Annotated in this window: 18 protein-coding genes; 12 read left to right on the top strand and 6 right to left on the bottom strand. The window is 49.3% G+C overall.

Features of this window, described 5'->3' with window-relative positions:
• Positions 1 to 6: 6 nt before the first annotated feature.
• The 3 genes from ACCI49_RS13245 to ACCI49_RS13235 all read right to left on the bottom strand — a co-directional run bounded on the left by ACCI49_RS13245 (position 7) and on the right by ACCI49_RS13235 (position 2,573).
• Positions 7 to 1,062, bottom strand: coding sequence for a S1C family serine protease (locus ACCI49_RS13245; RefSeq protein WP_371839489.1), 1,056 nt, complete (start codon positions 1,060 to 1,062; stop codon positions 7 to 9).
• A 191-nt stretch (positions 1,063 to 1,253) separates the two neighbouring features.
• The gene (gene htpX, locus ACCI49_RS13240) at positions 1,254 to 2,138 is read right to left on the bottom strand and encodes a protease HtpX (RefSeq protein WP_371839488.1); all 885 of its coding nucleotides are present in this window, start codon (positions 2,136 to 2,138) and stop codon (positions 1,254 to 1,256) included.
• Positions 2,139 to 2,288: 150 nt separating this feature from the next.
• On the bottom strand, positions 2,289 to 2,573 hold the full coding sequence (locus ACCI49_RS13235; RefSeq protein WP_371839487.1) for a TfoX/Sxy family protein: 285 nt from the start codon (positions 2,571 to 2,573) through the stop codon (positions 2,289 to 2,291).
• A gap of 248 nt (positions 2,574 to 2,821) precedes the next feature.
• Here ACCI49_RS13235 and ACCI49_RS13230 point away from each other — a divergent pair, with 248 nt between their 5' ends.
• The 3 genes from ACCI49_RS13230 (at position 2,822) to ACCI49_RS13220 (ending at position 5,014) form a co-directional block, all read left to right on the top strand.
• A complete protein-coding gene (locus ACCI49_RS13230) occupies positions 2,822 to 3,538 on the top strand; it encodes a M15 family metallopeptidase (RefSeq protein ID WP_371839486.1) in 717 nt (238 codons plus the stop codon).
• Between the two features lie 129 nt (positions 3,539 to 3,667).
• Positions 3,668 to 4,492 (top strand): serine O-acetyltransferase, encoded by an 825-nt coding sequence (cysE, locus tag ACCI49_RS13225; RefSeq protein ID WP_442928490.1) that lies wholly within the window; start codon positions 3,668 to 3,670, stop codon positions 4,490 to 4,492.
• A gap of 15 nt (positions 4,493 to 4,507) precedes the next feature.
• A complete protein-coding gene (locus ACCI49_RS13220) occupies positions 4,508 to 5,014 on the top strand; it encodes a hypothetical protein (RefSeq protein ID WP_371839485.1) in 507 nt (168 codons plus the stop codon).
• A gap of 118 nt (positions 5,015 to 5,132) precedes the next feature.
• On the opposite strand, the gene ppa is transcribed toward ACCI49_RS13220, so the two are convergent.
• On the bottom strand, positions 5,133 to 5,669 hold the full coding sequence (gene ppa, locus ACCI49_RS13215) for an inorganic diphosphatase (protein WP_371839484.1): 537 nt from the start codon (positions 5,667 to 5,669) through the stop codon (positions 5,133 to 5,135).
• A gap of 162 nt (positions 5,670 to 5,831) precedes the next feature.
• Here ppa and ACCI49_RS13210 point away from each other — a divergent pair, with 162 nt between their 5' ends.
• The 8 genes from ACCI49_RS13210 to ACCI49_RS13175 all read left to right on the top strand — a co-directional run bounded on the left by ACCI49_RS13210 (position 5,832) and on the right by ACCI49_RS13175 (position 13,659).
• Positions 5,832 to 7,205: a glutamine synthetase family protein gene (locus ACCI49_RS13210; protein ID WP_371839483.1), complete on the top strand. Its 1,374-nt coding sequence runs from the start codon at positions 5,832 to 5,834 to the stop codon at positions 7,203 to 7,205.
• A gap of 137 nt (positions 7,206 to 7,342) precedes the next feature.
• Entirely contained in the window at positions 7,343 to 8,731 is a 1,389-nt protein-coding gene (locus ACCI49_RS13205) for an aldehyde dehydrogenase family protein (protein WP_371839482.1), read from the top strand.
• Positions 8,732 to 8,755: 24 nt separating this feature from the next.
• Positions 8,756 to 9,214 carry a hypothetical protein gene (locus tag ACCI49_RS13200; RefSeq protein ID WP_371839481.1) on the top strand — a complete coding sequence of 153 codons (459 nt, stop codon included), beginning with the start codon at positions 8,756 to 8,758 and terminating at the stop codon, positions 9,212 to 9,214.
• A 53-nt stretch (positions 9,215 to 9,267) separates the two neighbouring features.
• Complete coding sequence (locus ACCI49_RS13195) at positions 9,268 to 9,723, top strand: hypothetical protein (RefSeq protein WP_371839480.1); 456 nt, start codon at positions 9,268 to 9,270, stop codon at positions 9,721 to 9,723.
• A gap of 57 nt (positions 9,724 to 9,780) precedes the next feature.
• The gene (locus ACCI49_RS13190) at positions 9,781 to 10,965 is read left to right on the top strand and encodes an iron-containing alcohol dehydrogenase (protein WP_371839479.1); all 1,185 of its coding nucleotides are present in this window, start codon (positions 9,781 to 9,783) and stop codon (positions 10,963 to 10,965) included.
• A 63-nt stretch (positions 10,966 to 11,028) separates the two neighbouring features.
• Positions 11,029 to 11,619 carry a peptide-methionine (S)-S-oxide reductase MsrA gene (msrA, locus tag ACCI49_RS13185; RefSeq protein WP_371839478.1) on the top strand — a complete coding sequence of 197 codons (591 nt, stop codon included), beginning with the start codon at positions 11,029 to 11,031 and terminating at the stop codon, positions 11,617 to 11,619.
• Between the two features lie 82 nt (positions 11,620 to 11,701).
• Positions 11,702 to 12,763 carry a hypothetical protein gene (locus ACCI49_RS13180; protein ID WP_371839477.1) on the top strand — a complete coding sequence of 354 codons (1,062 nt, stop codon included), beginning with the start codon at positions 11,702 to 11,704 and terminating at the stop codon, positions 12,761 to 12,763.
• A 341-nt stretch (positions 12,764 to 13,104) separates the two neighbouring features.
• A complete protein-coding gene (locus ACCI49_RS13175) occupies positions 13,105 to 13,659 on the top strand; it encodes a hypothetical protein (RefSeq protein WP_353375965.1) in 555 nt (184 codons plus the stop codon).
• Positions 13,660 to 13,895: 236 nt separating this feature from the next.
• Here the strand turns inward: ACCI49_RS13175 and ACCI49_RS13170 are convergent, their stop codons facing one another.
• Together ACCI49_RS13170 and pdxR are read right to left on the bottom strand one after the other, a co-directional pair.
• Complete coding sequence (locus ACCI49_RS13170; RefSeq protein WP_371839476.1) at positions 13,896 to 15,308, bottom strand: hypothetical protein; 1,413 nt, start codon at positions 15,306 to 15,308, stop codon at positions 13,896 to 13,898.
• A 243-nt stretch (positions 15,309 to 15,551) separates the two neighbouring features.
• The gene (gene pdxR, locus ACCI49_RS13165; RefSeq protein ID WP_371839475.1) at positions 15,552 to 17,003 is read right to left on the bottom strand and encodes a MocR-like pyridoxine biosynthesis transcription factor PdxR; all 1,452 of its coding nucleotides are present in this window, start codon (positions 17,001 to 17,003) and stop codon (positions 15,552 to 15,554) included.
• Between the two features lie 104 nt (positions 17,004 to 17,107).
• On the opposite strand from pdxR, the gene ACCI49_RS13160 reads away from it, so the two are divergent.
• Entirely contained in the window at positions 17,108 to 17,716 is a 609-nt protein-coding gene (locus ACCI49_RS13160; RefSeq protein WP_371839474.1) for a pyridoxamine 5'-phosphate oxidase family protein, read from the top strand.
• Positions 17,717 to 17,740 lie beyond the last annotated feature (24 nt).

The following is a 17,740-nucleotide window of genomic DNA, read 5'->3' as shown; positions in this document are numbered from 1 at the left end:
ATTAGTTTATTGCGGCGCCGCGAGTGTAATCGACGTATAGCGTATTGTCCCGTCGCGCATGATGCCCAGGGTAATTTCGTCACCAACTTGATGCTTCTCCAAGGCATTCAACAGATCGTCGTAGCTGCGGATGGGTTGCTGCTCAATCTCGACAATCACATCCCCCAGCTGCCAGCCCCCCTGGCGAGTGCGATAAATGCCTTGTAAGCCCGCCCTTTCGGCAGGTAAGCCGGGCGCTGTGCGCAATACCGCCACGCCCTCAAAGCCATAGCGACTGCTCCACTGGTCCGGTGCGGACTCAATACCAATTATTGGGCGCACCAAGCGGCCGTGGTCGATCAGCTCCGGTACGATTTTCTTGACGGTATCCACCGGGATGGCAAAGCCGATACCCACACTAGTGCCACTGGGGCTGTAAATTGCGGTATTCACTCCGATCAAGCGGCCGAGAGAGTCCAGCAGTGGGCCGCCGGAATTGCCAGGGTTAATAGCGGCGTCGGTTTGTATCACATTACGGATAGTGCGATTGTTGGCCGCTTGAATTTCGCGGCCCAAAGCACTCACCACTCCGGTAGTAAGGGTGGTGTCCAGGCCGAAGGGATTGCCGATGGCGAGTACCTTGCGCCCAACAGCTAGGTCACTGGAGCTGCCAACGACCAAAGGGTTAAGCCGTTCTTTTGGCGCTTCAATTTTCAATACGGCCAAATCTTTTTCCGGTGCTGACCCCACCAGGTTGGCCGGCCACTCGCTGCGGTCTTGCAGGGTGATGGTGACCTTGCGTGCACCTTCAATCACATGGAAGTTGGTTACCACATGCCCTTGTTCATCCCAAATAAAACCGCTGCCGGCCCCTTTGGGTACCGCTTGCAGCCGCAGGGTCCTGCGATCGCGCACCAGGGTTTCATTGGTGACATAGACCACAGACGGGCTGGCGAAATTAAACACCTGCATGGTGTTGCGTTCGTCGTCGGTGGCAAAGTCCTGAACCTGTGCAATAGGGGAGGAAGTGAAACAGAGAAGTAGGGCGGAGAAAATGATTGGCAGAGTTTTGTGCGCTGTCATGGATGGCAATCTTTGCTTTGTCACTTTGCCGGAAAGTTTACCTCGCTCGCGGTATTGGAGAAAAGATAGCGGCGTTATTGCAAACCTGTATCTGCCAAGGGCATATTTATCCACATGCCTTTATGCGCCAAACCCTCTTTCCTGCCTGTGGATAAATATGTAGTTAATGACTTTACTCGGCGACTCAGATTTTACTTACGGAGGTTCTGTAAAGCCAGGATTCGGTCATCCAGAGGCGGGTGGGTGGCCATCAGTGCACCCATATTTCCGAAAATGCCGAAGGCTTTCATATTGCCTGGCAGCGGTTCTTCGTGGCCCCGTTCCGATTCCACCTTGAGCCTCTGCAGGGCGGCTATCATGGAGTTGGGGCCGGCCAGGCTGGCGCCGGCGTGATCTGCCCGGTACTCCCGGCGGCGACTGAACCAGGCAACGATAATCATGGCGAAGAAGCCAAAGACAATATCCATCACGATAGAAGTGACGTAGTAGCCGATCCCGAGTCCCTGCTCGTTGCGCAATATAACCCGGTCCACAAAGAAACCGACCAGGCGTGCAAAGAACATCACAAAAGTATTCACCACGCCCTGTATCAATGCCAGGGTCACCATGTCGCCGTTGGCCACGTGGCCGATCTCATGTCCGATAACCGCCCGTGCCTCTTCACGGCTGAAACGCTGTAACAGCCCGGCGCTTACGGAAACCAGGGCGCTGTTGCGGTTCCAGCCGGTGGCAAAGGCGTTAGCCTGGGGCATAGGGAAGATACCCACATCCGGCATACCGATATTGGCTTTGCGCGATAGCTCTCGAACCGTTTCCACCAGCCATTGTTCATCGGCGCTGCGGGGTTCGGTGATGATTTGAGTACGGGTGCTCATTCGCGCGATGGTTTTAGACAGCAGCAGGGAGATAAAAGAGCCGCCAAAGCCGAATAGGGCGCAGAGGAGAAGCAGAGCACCCAGATTCAGGTCGATACCATTGGCTTGGAGGATACCTCCTATGCCAAAAATATTGAAAATAATGCCAACCAGAACCAGGACCGCTAAGTTGGTCAGTAGGAATAGCCCAATTCGCAACATCGGCTCTCTCCGTCTAATAGTCCTTAGGCAAGTTTAGATAGGCTAGGGCATTTTGTGTGACAGTCGTGCGGTGAGCTGTTTTTTGAGCCAGGGCTCCCAGCGCCCCCTGGGCAGGGGAGAGAGGGCGCCATTACATCGGTGATATGCTGATTAATCGGAGTTCTGCGTGGCCAGCAGGCGGTCGGCCTCGTTGGCCAGTTGTTGTTTTAGGTCGGGGTCAAGGTCGTTCCAATGTACATCCATCAGGGCACCTTGCAGGGCGTAGAGCATCACCCGGGAGGCATTGATACCGCGGTTTCGAATACTGATGAAGGCCTCTACCGGGCCTATGCGGTGCAAGTCTTCATAGGAGCGGATACCGATAGAGTGCAGGATATTGACGGAGGCGAGGCCCAGGTTTTTCAGTTTCAGTAATTCTGATTGACTCGGATGCATTCAGATTTCCCTACATAGGTTAACGTCCAGTTAATACGATCACTCCTTCGATCGCGCGGCTGAACTTAGCATAAATTGACTGTCGGCCCACAAAAGATAACCGTCGGTGCCTGAAATACAGCGCTTGTTGCCCTCTCCAGCAAATCCTAGTCGACGTGCTTATTCCTTGCCGCTATTTGATAGAGTAGGCACCTGGGGTTTTTTCACTTTAGCCTGCATTACAAAAATCGCCTGCTTACGGGAGTCAAATGTTATCCGCACCGCTTCAGCGCATTCTCTTTGGGCTCACTGATGAGCATGTCATTCTCGATCCCGTTTCGGGTCAGTTGCTACACCCCGAGGCCCTGGTGGCTTTCCAGCGCTTGCGGCGCGATGCTCTCGATGCGGGCTTTGATCCAAGAATTGTCTCAGGTTTCCGTAGCTTTGAGCGCCAGCGTACTATCTGGAATGGTAAAGCGCAGGGGCACAGGCCCGTACTCGATAGCGAAGGGCTAGCGCTGGAAATTTCCAGTCTACAGCCGCGGGACCTGGTTATGGCCATATTGCGCTGGTCGGCGCTACCGGGCGCTTCCCGCCACCATTGGGGCACCGATTTCGACATGATCGATGCAGCTGCCCTGCCTGCAGGCTACGACGTACAGTTGACTCCCCAAGAAGTGGCCGATGATGGCATCTTCGGCCCGTTTCACCTTTGGCTGGATCAGCGTATCACCGCCTCGCAGAGCTACGGCCTTTTCCGCCCCTTTGCCCTGGATCGTGGTGGTGTGGCTCCGGAGCGCTGGCATTTGAGCTATGCGCCGCGCGCGCGGGAATTGCAGGAATTACTGACTATCGAGCGCCTGCAAGAACAGCTGCGCCGCTGTGATCTGGCTCTGTGCGACACTGTGTGTGAGCAGCTAGAGGAAATCTATACGCGTTTTGTGTGGGTTCCGGATCACTGCTATCCAACAAATATGCCGCTCTGAAAGCGCAGCTGACGCTGCCCCGTCACCTGCCGTGACGGCGCTTGAAAGGACTTGGTATTCCTGCCAAGCTGCGCCTGCCTGTAGCTTTTGACAGGTGCGGTAAGTGCCGTGAAAACTTGTAGGAATAAAGTGGAAACGACCGGCGAGGAGTTCATTATCGATAGCCAAACCGAGCCCCGTGATGTCTGGAAAGCCATGCGTGCAGAGGCCGCTGCAGCCGCGAGTGGCGAACCCATTCTGGCGAGTTATTTCCACAACACCATCCTGCGGCATAAGTCACTTGAGCACGCAATTGCAGACCAGTTGGCAGCAGTGTTGGACCACAATGCATTGACGGCTACGTCTTTGCAGGAAGTGATTGCCACTGCCATGGAGAGTGATCCCGCAATCTCCCGCAGTATGCATGCCGATATTTGCGCCTGGTACGATCGGGACCCGGCCTGTGATCAATACCTGACGCCGTTTCTTTATTTCAAAGGCTTCCATGCATTGCAGTCGCACCGAATTGCCCACTGGTTGTGGAGTCAGGGACGTTTTACCCTGGCGTTATATTTCCAGAGCCGCGTGTCAGAGCAGTTCTCTGTGGATATCCACCCGGCCGCCAAGTTTGGCAGTGGCATTATGGTTGACCATGCAACAGGCCTGGTGGTGGGGGAGACCTGCGTGGTGGGTGACAATGTCTCCATCCTGCACTCTGTGACTCTGGGTGGCAGTGGTCGAGGCTCAGGGGATCGCCACCCGAAAATTGGCCATGGCGTGATGATAGGTGCTGGAGCCAAGGTGCTGGGGCCAGTCAGGGTAGGTGCGGATGTTAAAATTGCCGCAGGCAGTCTGGTCTTACACGATGTGCCCGATCACACTACGGTTGCGGGTGTGCCGGCGCGCCAGGTTGGCGGTCGCATAGAAGGGGCCCCGGCCTTTAGCATGGACCAGACCCTGGGCCCGGACGAATAACATAGGGATTGAGTGATGTCACAATCTACCTACAGCCTGGTTTTCCGCGGCGACCTGGTTGCTGGATTTACCGCCAGTGATGTGAAAACCAATATGGCGCGCTTATTTAAGAGCAACCCACAGGCAGTGGAAAAGCTCTTCAGTGGCCGCCCACTGATCTTGCGAAAAGGGCTTAGCCGAGCCCAGGCGGAGCAATTCCAGGTTACTTTGGCCAAAATCGGTGCCCAGGTCACTTTGCGGAATGAGAGAGGGGCTGAATCCGTCATATCCCAAACCGTGCAGCAGCCGGCCGCCGAGCCTAAGGAAACGCCTAAATCAGATGGGCCCACGGTACCCAATTGGACGCTTGCGCCCATGGAGGGCAACCTGGTCAAGGATCATGAGCAAGACCAGGTGACGGCTGTACAAGTGTCGACCGATCATATCAGCCTGCGTGCGGCAGAAGGCCTTTTGCTCGATAAGAGTGAGCGGATTGAGCCTGAGCCTACGCCGGTCAATATTCCCCAGTGGGATTTGGATTAGATTTATTTGGTTACTCAGCGGAAGAATTCCCAAGCATAAAAAAACCGGCATGCAGCCGGTTTTTTTATGCTTGTCAGCCCGGCAATTCGCTGTATCGCCGGGTTAAAAGAAGTGACTCTTAGCCCTCTTCTTTCAGGTAGCGCTCGCGAGAGGAAAGTACTTCTTTGCGGGCTTCTTCAGCATCGGCCCAACCTTCCACTTTCACCCACTTGCCTGGCTCCAGAGCCTTGTAGTTTTCGAAGTAGTGCTCGATCTGCTTGATCAGCAGTTCTGGCAGGTCACCAATATCCTGAACGTGATCATACAGCTTGGTCAATTTGGTGTGCGGCACTGCCAGCAGTTTGGCGTCAACTCCGGATTCGTCGGTCATTTTCAGTACGCCGATAACACGGGAGCGCACTACGGAACCGACCATTACCGGGTAAGGGGCAACTACCAGTACATCCAGAGGGTCACCATCTTCAGACAAGGTCTGGGGCACATAGCCGTAGTTAGCCGGGTAAAACATCGGAGTGGCAACGAAACGATCCACAAATACGGCGTCTGAGTCCTTGTCCACCTCGTATTTGATGGGGTCGGAGTTGGCAGGGATCTCGATGATTACGTTGATATCGTTGGGCAGGTCCTTACCTGCGGGGATCTTGTCGAAGCTCATTGCTGGTCCTGGCTGGGTAAAACGAAAAATTTGCAGCGCGGATTATATATGCAGTTAGGCATGGCTGAAAGTCGCGCCCTTAGGGGACAGATCGGGCGTCAGGAATTGGCTGGCGGGTCTATCCTGTAAGTCACTGATAACAACAATGGGGCAGGGACGGCCATGGTCGAAGCTCGGGAGGTTAAAACCGTTCAGGAGGCCCGTGCGATTGTGGAAGGGCGTGGCCTGAGTCATGTCAAAGTGGGCCTGTTTGATGTCGACGGGGTCATGCGTGGCAAATACATGAGCCGCGAGAAGTTTTTCTCCTCCCTGGAAAAGGGGTTTTCCTTCTGCGACGTGGTGCTGGGCTGGGATGTGAAAGACCAGCTGTATGACAATACCCGCTATACCGGCTGGCACACTGGCTATCCGGATGCGCCGGTGCGAATCCTGCCGGATAGCTGTCGGGATGTTCCCTTCGAGGAGAATATGCTGTTGTTCCTGGCTGAGTTCGATGGGCGCGCCCAGGCAGTGTGTCCCCGCGCGGTCCTGCGACGAATAATAGAGCGCTGTCGCTCAATGGGACTGGAGCCCTTTGCCGCCCTGGAATATGAATTCTTCCTGTTCGATGAAACCCCCGACTCAGTGCGCGATAAGGGATTTCGCAATCTCAAACCCTTCACGCCGGACTGGTTTGGTTACTCCATGTTGCGCAATTCTGTGCACTCAGAACTGTATCGGGAAATCCTGGATATGGGGGAGCGTATGGATTTTCCGTTGGAAGGCCTGCATACGGAAACTGGCCCCGGAGTGTTGGAAGCTGCAATTGCAGTGGATAATGCAGAGTCAGCTGGGGATAGGGCCGCACTATTTAAGACCTTTATGAAAGTCTTGGCCCAGCGCATGGGACTGATGGCGACCTTTATGTCGCGTTGGTCCAGCGATTATCCCGGGCAGAGTGGTCATATTCATCTTTCCCTGCGCGACGTAAGTAGTGGCAACTCAGCTTTTTTAGACGAAAAACGGCCCCAGGGAATCAGTGAAACGATGCGCCAGTTTATTGCCGGCCAGCAGCGGCTTATGGCGGAATTCCTGGCTTTGTTGGCCCCTACCGTCAATAGCTATCGCCGTTTGGTTCCGGGCTTCTGGGCACCTACCGGTGCGAACTGGGGAGTGGAAAATCGCACTACTGCACTGCGGGCTATTCCCGGCAGCGCAAAGTCCCAGCGAGTGGAATATCGCTTAGGGGCGGCCGATGCCAACCCATATCTCGCCCTGGCCGCAGCATTGGGCTCAGGTCTTTATGGCGTTATGCAACAGTGGCAACCCAGCGACCCGATTGATGGCAATGCCTATGCTTTGACGCCGGATGCAGAGCAGGCCTTGCCGGCCACCCTGTGGGATTCAGCCCAGAGACTGAAAAGTTCAGAGGCCGCTAAGGAGTTATTCGGCAGCGAATTTATCGAGCACTTTGCCGCAAGCCGTGAATGGGAAGAGCGTGAATACCGGCGCCATGTGAGTGACTGGGAATTGGACCGATATTTCGAAATTATTTAAGCCAAAATTAATACCCTTATTTCGTCGCTAATTAAAGTAGGCGCCGAATTTTTAGTGTCGCAATAAAAGTGTGTTTCCGGAATTGAAATGCACTGGTTTTAGGCAAATAAGCGCCGGTTATCAGGGAGTGATTCAATATGCACCACTTGCGATGTATTTCCCCTGTTGATAACAGTATTTACCTGGAGCGAGCCCTGGCTGGAGAAGCGGAAGTTCGTGTGGCTCTGGATAGGGCTATCGCCACCCAGCGAGCTTGGCGGTTAACGCCGATTTCTGAGCGTGTTGAAATTGTGCACAGGACGGTGGAATTCTTTCTTGATCGAAAGAATCGTCTGGCAGAGGAAATCTGCTGGATGATGGGGCGTCCCATTCGCTATGCACCGGGGGAAATTGAGGGCGTTGCCGAGCGCGCCTCAGCCATGGCAGATATTGCGGAAGAGGCCCTCGCAGATATCCAACTATCAGCCAAGTCGGGATTCTCCCGGTTTATTCGTCGAGAACCTTTGGGGGTTTCCCTGGTAATAGCCCCCTGGAATTATCCTTATTTGACTGCTGTAAATGCCGTAGTGCCGTCATTATTGGCGGGTAATGCAGTAATTTTAAAGCATTCAGCGCAAACCCCTCTTTGTGCAGAGCGTATGGTTGAGGCTTTTAGGGAGGCGGGATTGCCCTATGGAGTGTTCCAATTCCTGCACCTGAATCATGCGTATACCCAGAGGCTGGCATGCGCTGAGGAAATTCAGCATATCGCATTTACCGGATCTGTAGATGCTGGAGCGAAATTGGAGCACTCAGTGGCGGGCCGCTTTATCCAGGTGGGTTTGGAATTGGGCGGGAAAGACCCAGCTTATGTGCGAGAAGATGCGAATCTTCAGCAAGCGGTCGAGGCAGTGGTCGATGGCGCATTTTTCAATTCTGGACAGTCATGCTGTGGCATTGAGCGTGCCTATGTTCAAGAAAAACTATTTGATGAATTTGTAGAGCGAGCCGTTGCTCAGGTTAGCAAATATCAGCTCGGGCGTCCGGATAATCCACACACCACGTTGGGGCCTCTGGTTCGTGCTGAAGCTGCTGACCGGGTACGTGCTCAAATTGACGAAGCGGTCGTGGAGGGTGCCCAGCCCCATCTGAGCACCAGTGACTTCCCCCTGGATAAACGCGGCACCCAGTATATGGCGCCACAGCTCCTCACTGGAGTACGCCACAAAATGCGATTGATGCGCGAGGAATCTTTTGGCCCGGTATTGGGGGTGCAAAAAGTGCATGATGATGGTGAGGCTCTAGAATTTATGAATAACAGCCAGTTTGGCCTTACCGCAGCAATTTTTTCACAAGATGAAGAGGTCGCCCTGGCAATTGGGGATCATTTACAGGCCGGCACAGTTTTCCTTAATCGGTGTGATTACCTCGACCCAGAGTTGGCCTGGACCGGGGTAAAGCGGTCCGGAAGGGGGTGTACTTTGTCCCGGATTGGATTTGAGCAGTTAACTAGACCTAAGTCCTTTCACTTTAAAATTCAAGGCTAGGGAACCGTTAAAGAGGGAATTTCTGTGAGGTTGATTAAAAGTTGTGTTGCAGGGTTACTTTTACTCAATTCACTGGTGCTAAAAGCGGAACCTTATCTTTATAAAAATATTACTTTAGATGTTCCCGGTGGGTGGTCAAGGTACAAAGACCCTTACAACAATATAGGAATTCAATTTTGGCAGAAAGGTACCGGTAACTTAATGGCTTACATTTTGAGAGAAGGATTATTAAAAGATGGTGGCGATCCTGACGTATTTTTAGAACAACATCCATTGGAACATCCGGTTTCTTCAGTGCAGATTGGTAATTATTCCGGTTATTTCGTCACTTTTAAATCGAAAGGAAAGTGTATGGCAAACTGGTTTTTAGGCGATGGAATCGATTTACTGGTTGCGCACTTTCAAAGTGACTGTAATTCGGTGGATTTCTCGCCGGTAATCGAAGTGGTTGAATCTATCACAATGAAAGTTCATACAGTTTAATAGTTAGTGAGTTACAAGTTATATAGAGTGGATATTTGGGTGGAGGTGTTGAGGTGAAGTACATATATTGTTGCATAGTATTGTCATTTTTTTCTCCGTTATTGATTAGTGCCGCAGAATACGAGCTAGAAAATTATTCAATAGACCTGCCGGAAAAGTGGTACATACAGACGGTTGATGGAGAATGGGGCATGGAGCTAAGGAAACGGTGTAGCAATGCGCAACTGAAAATAGGGTTTTCTCAAGGGATAACTGCACAGAAACAAGCTGAAACTTTCCTGAATGACTACGACGAGGGTGAGGCAGCCCTTACCGCAATTCAACTGGGACAATTTTCCGGCTATTTTCTGAGCTATGAAGATGAAGGGATGTGTGGAGAGATTTGGTCTATGGCAAATGGTGAAGATCATTTTGGAATAGGGTACTGGGAAGATTGTAACTTGATAAACCGTACTTTGGTTTTTAATTTGGTTAACTCAATAAAGCCCCGTTTACAGGTTGCAGATTAGCTGTTTTCAGAAAGTCATTGAGGGCATTGGTTGGACTGGATAAATAGAGAGGCAAGTGTGGATAAATACCGGGTAAACTGGAATTTCCCTACCAATATTTGGGTTGGACCCGGGCGAATAGCGGATCTTGCCAAGGCCTGCGCTGAATTGAATATACAGCGCCCCTTACTGGTGACAGATCCCGGTCTTGCCACTATGCCACTGATTGAGCGTGCCTATACTCCCTGTCGGGGAAAAAGCCTAGAACTAGAAGTTTTCTCAGCGATAAAAGGCAACCCTAATAGTGAGAATATTGATCAAGGCGTCGAGCTTTTAAGGGGTAAAAATTGCGATGGAGTCATTGCCTTTGGTGGTGGCTCAGCGATTGATGCCGGCAAGGCGATCGCATTAATGGCGGGGCAGAGCCGGCCCATTTGGGACTTTGAGGATATTGGTGATAATTACAAACGTGTTGATCCCAATGGTATGGTGCCTGTGATTGCCGTACCCACCACTGCCGGAACCGGTTCGGAAGTGGGGCGTGTAGCTGTGATTACCGATAAAGCTGCACAAATCAAACGACTGATTTTCCATCCCAATATCTTGCCGGATATTGTGATTCTGGATGCTGAACTTACCTTGGGATTACCACCAGAAATTACCGCAGCGACCGGGATGGATGCTCTTTCCCACAACTTGGAATCCTACTATTCCACTATGTACCACCCCATGGCTGAGGGAATTGCCCTGCAGGGTATGCGGCTGGTTAAGGAATACCTCCCGCGAGCCTACATGATTGGTACCGAATTGACGGCACGCCAGCAGATGCTGGTCGCCTCCTGTATGGGGGCTACAGCCTTCCAGCGTGGTTTGGGGGCCATTCATGCACTCGCACATCCACTTGGTGGCCTTTACGATAAACATCACGGTTTACTCAATGCCATTTTGATGCCCTATGTCCTTGTTGCGAACAGGCCCGCTATAGAGGTTCCCATGGGACAATTGGCGCTCTCTTTGCAATTGACGGGGAAAGAGATGTTTGAGAACGGCTTTGATGCAGTGCTTAACTGGGTTATTGGCCTGCGTAAGCAGCTGGGTATTCCTCATACTTTGGAAGAAATTGGTATTGGTAGCGATGATGCCGATAAGATTGGACGTATGGCTGCAGAAGATCCGTCTGCAGCCAGTAATCCCATGTCTTTCAATGCAGTAGAATATCGCGAAATTTTCCTGCGTGCCTGCCAGGGCACTGTCACACTGTAAGAGTTTCACATTGTAAGCCGACAGAAGATTACCTATCAATAGAATTGTCCACAGGAATTAGTTATGCGCGGCGTCTTTGCTCTGTTTATCCTTCTGGCTGCCACCCTCGGATATGCCCAGGATTCCCCAAATATCCGTACCGCTATTTTTGCCGGTGGTTGTTTCTGGTGTATGGAACCGCCATATGACAAAGTAAATGGCGTGCTGGAAACCACCTCAGGTTACAGCGGTGGTCACGTGAAGAATCCCACTTATGATCAGGTCTCCGCTGGTGATACCGGTCATGCTGAGGTGGTTCAGGTTAAGTATGATGCTAACAAAGTGAGTTACTCAGATTTACTCAATATCTTCTGGCACAATGTGGACCCATTTGATGCTGGTGGACAGTTCTGTGATCGGGGTGACCAGTATCGCGCTGAAATTTTCTACGGCAATGAAGAAGAGAAACAACTGGCCGAGGAAAGTAAGAAGGAAGTAGAGGCAGATCTAGGCAAGAAAGTGGTGACCCAGATAAAACCCGCAGCTACATTTTATCCTGCGGAAGCTTACCATCAGGATTATTACCAGCGTAATCCATTGCGCTATAAATACTACCGATTCCGTTGTGGGCGAGATCAGCGACTAGAGGAAGTCTGGGGCAAAGCGCCGGGTTAATCAGGCTGGTGCAGCATCTCTATAGTGGTTTCTTTAATCCTGTATCGAAGCGTGCCTGTAGGGCTTCAGTCTTGGTAACGGCATGAAAAAAATACAGCCTGGGATATTGCAAGAAGGGGAAGTCTTGGGCTCTGCAGCTGGCTTTCCTGTTCTTTACCGATATATTGCTGCGGAAAAATCCAAACCTTTAATGGTGTTCATACCGGGTAGCTCTCATCTGGCACGTATCTTCTATGGCTGTCCTGAGGCCAGGGAAGAGGATTTTATCAGTTACTGGGTTCATCGCTCAGGCCATCCCTTCCTGGCTGTCTCTTTCCCAATTGCCAATAAGGTTTTTGATGGCTTCTATCCCAGCTTTACGATTGCCGATTGGGGAAAGCAAGTCGCTGAAGTGATTGACGAGGTGGTTTCTAGGAATAACTTACAACATGAGGTGATCGTTTGCGGCTGGAGTATGGGATGTAAGATTGCCGGAGCTCTTGGGAAGGAGGTTATTGGAAAGAAGATTTCAATTGCTATGTTTGTCGCAATGTCTGGAGATCCTGCAGTTCCCGGCTTTATGCCAAAAGCTAATGCAGAAAATATCACCATGACACCCGAGGGCTTAGCCAATCGAGAATGTCTATATCCTTGGTTTTTTCAAGCTTTGGAAGATCAAGGTAAATATAATGGCCATCCTATTCTAAAGAAAGAAGTCTATCGAGAGCGTATGCTGGGGGCCACACCAGTAGGCTTGATTGGCACCGGTTTAATGTATAAGAAGAACCGCTTTATTGATGATATTCAAGGAAGCATCCAGTCAGCTAATACTTTTGGTTATGAAGATTATCCCTTTCCTGTAGTTATCCACGGAGATTCACTTTGTGATGCGGAAAACGTACTGCTAAATACAGCCGACTGGGCATTTATTAGAAGTCGAGTTTTAATTAGGGAAGTGCTAAGAGATAAGAGCTTTAAGGAGCTTTCTCTAACACGTTGGGAAGAACTAAAGCGCTTAGTTAAGACTTCTGAAAACTATCTCTCAGAGTCCCTTCCGGGAGGCCATTTTTTCTTTTTGGGTAAAACTGGGGCGAGATCAACCATTGATAAAATTCTGCTACTTTCTAAGCGAATGCGAAATCTTTTAGAATTGCGAAGTGTCTAACTTAGTCTCATAACTTACTATATCTTCTTCTAATTTTAGTTTGATTTTCCTGGAATGCAGACTGATTACAATATTTTCTATATTGTTTCTTAGCTTAAAAATCGCTTTTATTCGAAGCTTATGTCGTCGTGTTATGTTTAATTTAAGTGGTTACACCTGCGTATCTTCCATTTTCTGATATATCGGGTCTAGCTTGGTGGTTCTGTTATCTTTGTGAGGTATTCGTCAGTTTTAAGTTATTTTTCTGGATCTACTCAATTAAAAAATAATCGAATTAAAATCAAGTATGATGATGGAATCAATATAATTTTAGATTAAATGTAAAAAAGGATGCTGGGAAAATGAATATTCGATCTAATTTTAAATTTATATTGTTAGCTGCAGGGTTGGTTTGCGCCAGTCAATCAAAGGCTGCAGGTGTGGGTGTTGATAGGGTCTATCTCGTCAGTCCTTCTGGGACTTATATGAAGACCAATGATGAGGGTATTGGCTTGCCCGAAGTGGTTGATACAAAGACGGAAGCTGATAGGTATGATCTTAATTTACACTTCAAGGGATTCGGAAATAATAATCAAAATTGCTTGGAAGATAAAGACATAATTAAGGTCAAACAGTATCTGGCAGATCAAATATTATTTGTTGTAGATGAAAAAGAGCCTCTGATAGACACTGCCGAATTTTATGATGACTTACCAAAAACGAGTGGAGAGATATCAGATTTATTCTATATCGTTAGCGATACAAGCGGCTGTATAGGTGTAAACAGTACTGTTAAGCTTTCGGCAGTTCCACTCTCCGGCGATTACTATATTTATTTCCCTGACGTTAATCCCAGTGCCCGCTGGACCTGGGTTGATCAGAGTGAAAGCGGCACAGAAATTACGCTTATCAGATAATTTTTTTAAAAATTCTTTATGTGCTATTTGGCAGGTATCAATAGATATTTGCCTTTAAAAGTGGTTTTATAGCATTAGTTTGTTCTAGCTAAAGTAGCGGCTTATCAAATGGGGTGCTTTATCCTCATGTTGTATTTTTAACGAATTTTTTTCTACGGATTAAATATGTGAATGATAAAGTGAGGAGTTGAGCCTGGCCAGATATCATTTTAACCAAGTTTAAATCTAATTGATGGTTAGAGCTTTGTGATATCTTTTCTAACGATATCTATAAGTATCAATATATAAAATAAAGGAATCAGTGCGAGTGCTGCAAAATGTAATGCCAGTATATCGTTTTCTTTACTGATGGCTCCTTCAGAAAATAAAATTATTTCCAAGATGAAAAATAAGACAAAAAGTAGGCGTTTATCCAGGTTAGATATGGATTCAAACACCTTGGAGCCAAGCAGCCAGTAATGCCAGGATTTGTATTTCAAAGCATCAAAAAGATAGTAGAGGCCACAGGTTAAGCTCACTAACGTTGTGAGTAGTAGCTCAAACACCCAGGCCGGGGGCTTGCCAGGTGCTGGGGGCCAAATATTGGTTACTCCGAATTCGGTAAAGGAAAGAATGGCGAATAGCCCGGTGGTCAATAGAACAATAGGGAAACGAAAAACTAATATGACCATGCAGATTGCAGCAGAGACTTCGAAAACCCTTTGAATGGGCATAAAAATATTGGCATGTTCTGCAACCCAAGCTAATGCGTTGCGAAACCATAACGGGGTGTTTCCGTACTCTACATAGGAGTTCACCAGTCCCCTATAGCCCTCTACGGTAAACCAGTTCAGTAAGCTGTCTTCATAAACCTGGAAAATCAACATAACACCAATGGTGATGGTGAACAGGTTAATCCAACGCCCTACCAGCAGATTGGATTGTTGTGTCTGTGCGACTACGCGATATCGGTCTAAAAATTTCGAAAGTATTGCTAAGACGGCAATGGTGATACTGGATAATAGGCTGGCTAGAAGTATGTGATTGCCGCCATTGCGCGACATCAAAAATATCGCAAACAGCACGCTAGATGCCACAATCACCCAGAAGCACCAGGACAAAAAGCTTATATCGGGTGCCAGAATACCGCCCAATAGACGCTGGTAATAGGGCGTTGGATGAGATGAGGGGTGATCGGATGGTTTCTGAATATTTGGGGTGAGGCTATAGCTGCTTACCGCTAAGACTAATGCATACAACGCCGGTGATAAAAATTCAAAGAACCAGCTATTTTCGCCCGTATAAGTAAAGCCCCATAATACTATGAAGCTCACAAACATGAATAGGGCGCCTAGGGGCATTAATATCCGCAATATCAAGAGTACCCCGGCAAGTAGAATGAAAAAATGCAGTGAGTAGGTCAGGCTGGTGATGTGCGGGGTAAAAAATATGGCTAAAGATTGAATGGTTGCGGGGGCTTTTTCCGTTCGAATAAGTTGCTCTAAGGTGGCTGCAAAGGCCTGCGGTGCCACCTCGCCATTAAGGTAGCGCGTAATGACCAGTTGGACACAGGCGGCGCCTAAAAAAAGGCTTATCATGGCTAGCCATGCAGTTGACGAGGTTGCCGTTTTTGTTTGGCTAGTATCTAAAGTTTGGCTGGAATTGTGCATAAATCCTATCCTAGTTGAATTCGATTCCCATAGATCAATACTTGTGCCAAAAAAAGTTCGCTATTTCAGCGTGTATCTATCCCAGTTGTTGTCTTTATCGGCAATAGGAAAGTGTGGATAACTTCAGGCTAGGGTTGATCAGGCATGTGCAGGGTGAGTGTGCATAGGAGGTGCACTAACAGTATTTTCTATTGGTCATAACATAGAAATGCTGTTGCCAATAATAGTGATATTGAAAGTTTGCTAGCTGGATGAGTTTGTCAAAAAACTCTGCAGAAGATCTATACAGTCCTCTCGCTGCTGTTTACTGGTATTGGCAAACCCTAATACCAGGCCATGGTTCAAGGATTTTCCGGGATAGAAAAAAGAAAGTGGAGTGCTACCGATGCGGTGTTCGGCTAATTTCTTTGACAGTTCTAGGTCATTCCTGCCGGGCGTGGCGAGTACCAGGTGCATTCCGGCACTACTTGCGATGAGTTGCGCCTGGGGTTCAAGTTTATGTCGTGCCAAATCGCAAAAATGCAGCCATTTTTCCCGATAGTTGATGCGCATTTTACGCAGGTGTCGTACGAAATGTCCCTCTTCAATAAAGTCGGCAACTATGGCCTGGGAAAGAAGGGGTGAGTGACCAGATAGCATCTCTTTGGCGTGGTTAAATACCTGTATCACTGATTTGGGAACCACCATATAGCCCAGACGAATACCGGGCTGAAGAGTTTTGCTAAAGCTGCCCATATAAAGTACAGGTGTGTCCTCCGCCATTCCTTGCAGCGCTGCCACGGGTTTGTGTACAAATGAGAATTCGCTGTCGTAGTCATCCTCCAATATCCAGGCTTCAGAGCTTGCTGCCCAGTCCAGCAGCCTTAAGCGGTCACTGGCAGGCATTACTCCACCCATCGGATATTGGTGTGTAGGGGTGGTATAGAGAAGCTTGGCGGTGTGATTGTGCTTTGTCAGTGATTCTACATCCAGAGAGCCATTTTTTAGTCCTGCCAAATGGAGGTCTGCGCCGGCAGATTGAAAAGCGATGCGTGCTCGTCTGTAGCCGGGGTTTTCCATGGTTACGGTATCCCCCGGATTTAGTATGATTTGTGCACAGAGACTCAAGGACTCCTGGGCACCGTTAGTAATAATGATTTGCTCGGCGCTACAGCGGACTCCCCGGGAGTTACGTAAGTATTCTGCCAATGCCTGTCTTAATGGCTGATAGCCCTGACTGGGGCCATAGCCGATGAGTGCCGTTCTGTCTTGATGCCGCCGATAGAGGCGATTCCATAGATGAAAAGGAAAGCTATCGAGATCCGGTAATCCCGGTGTAAAGGGCAATAGCTTCTCCCTGACAAGCGGTGCATTTCTTAACGATTCGCCGAAAGTTGACAGCTGTGGCGGATGATCAGTATCCGATTGCCAGCTCATTCGCTGGGGGGCTTCCACATGTGGCGGCAGTGATGCACAGACAAACACGCCTTGACCAGATCTACTGGTGAGGAAGCCTTCGGCCTTTAACTGTTCCAATACCTGCGTAATGGTATTGCGACTCACTCCCAGAGACGCCGACATTCTGCGGGAAGATGGCAATTTACTGCCGGTGCTCAACCGACCACTGCAAATGCGCTGTACAAGCATTCGATACAGCTGGGCCTGTAGTGGTTGGGCCCGATCCAGGGTTAGGTCAGTGAAGTCTGGAACACTCAAAACTGGCACCATGAAAGAGCAAAAACTGGACCTTTTCAGAGTACCAGTAACTTCTTAGATTGGCGATATAGATTGAATGAGCAGCGGTTAGTAAGGAGGTTTCTATGGACACTACCAATCATTTTGGCCCTGAGTTGCCTGCCACTGCAAAGAGCAGGATACGCCGGGCGGCAAAGAGAGCCAGCTATCAAAGGGAGGTTGTGTATCAGCTGGTAGATGAGCTAAAGCTCGGCCATGTTGGATTTATACAGAATGGGGAGGTGGTCATTATTCCATTGACTGTATGGCGGAAGAGAGACTTCCTGTATTTCCATGTGGCAAATAAAAGCCGTTTGCAGAAGCTGGTAGATGCGGGGGAAACAATCTGTATTTCATTTGCACAATACGATGAATGGGTGCTGGCAAAATCTGCTTTTCACCACAGTGCCAACTATCGCTCGGCAGTGTTGTTTTGCCGTGGGGAACGTGTGCATGACTCCCGGGAGTTCGATGAGGCTTTTAAAGTCATAATGAACGATATTGAGCCTGACCGATGGGAGCAGGTCCGCCCTCCCAACATCCAGGAACGCAAGGGCACAGCGCTAATGCGATTGACTATAGAGGAGGGCTCTTTTAAGAGCCGGAGTGGAGCGCCTACCGACAACAAGGAAGATCAGAGCTTAACCGTTTGGAGCGGTAGTGTTCAGAATTCTGTGTCATTTCTTTACCATTAACAAAAAAGAGATGACCCATGACCA

This window comes from Microbulbifer epialgicus (assembly GCF_041447265.1).
Classification (GTDB): Bacteria; Pseudomonadota; Gammaproteobacteria; order Pseudomonadales; family Cellvibrionaceae; genus Microbulbifer; species Microbulbifer epialgicus.
Note: the sequence above shows the minus strand (reverse complement) of the source record. Positions and strands in the feature narration are given on the sequence as shown.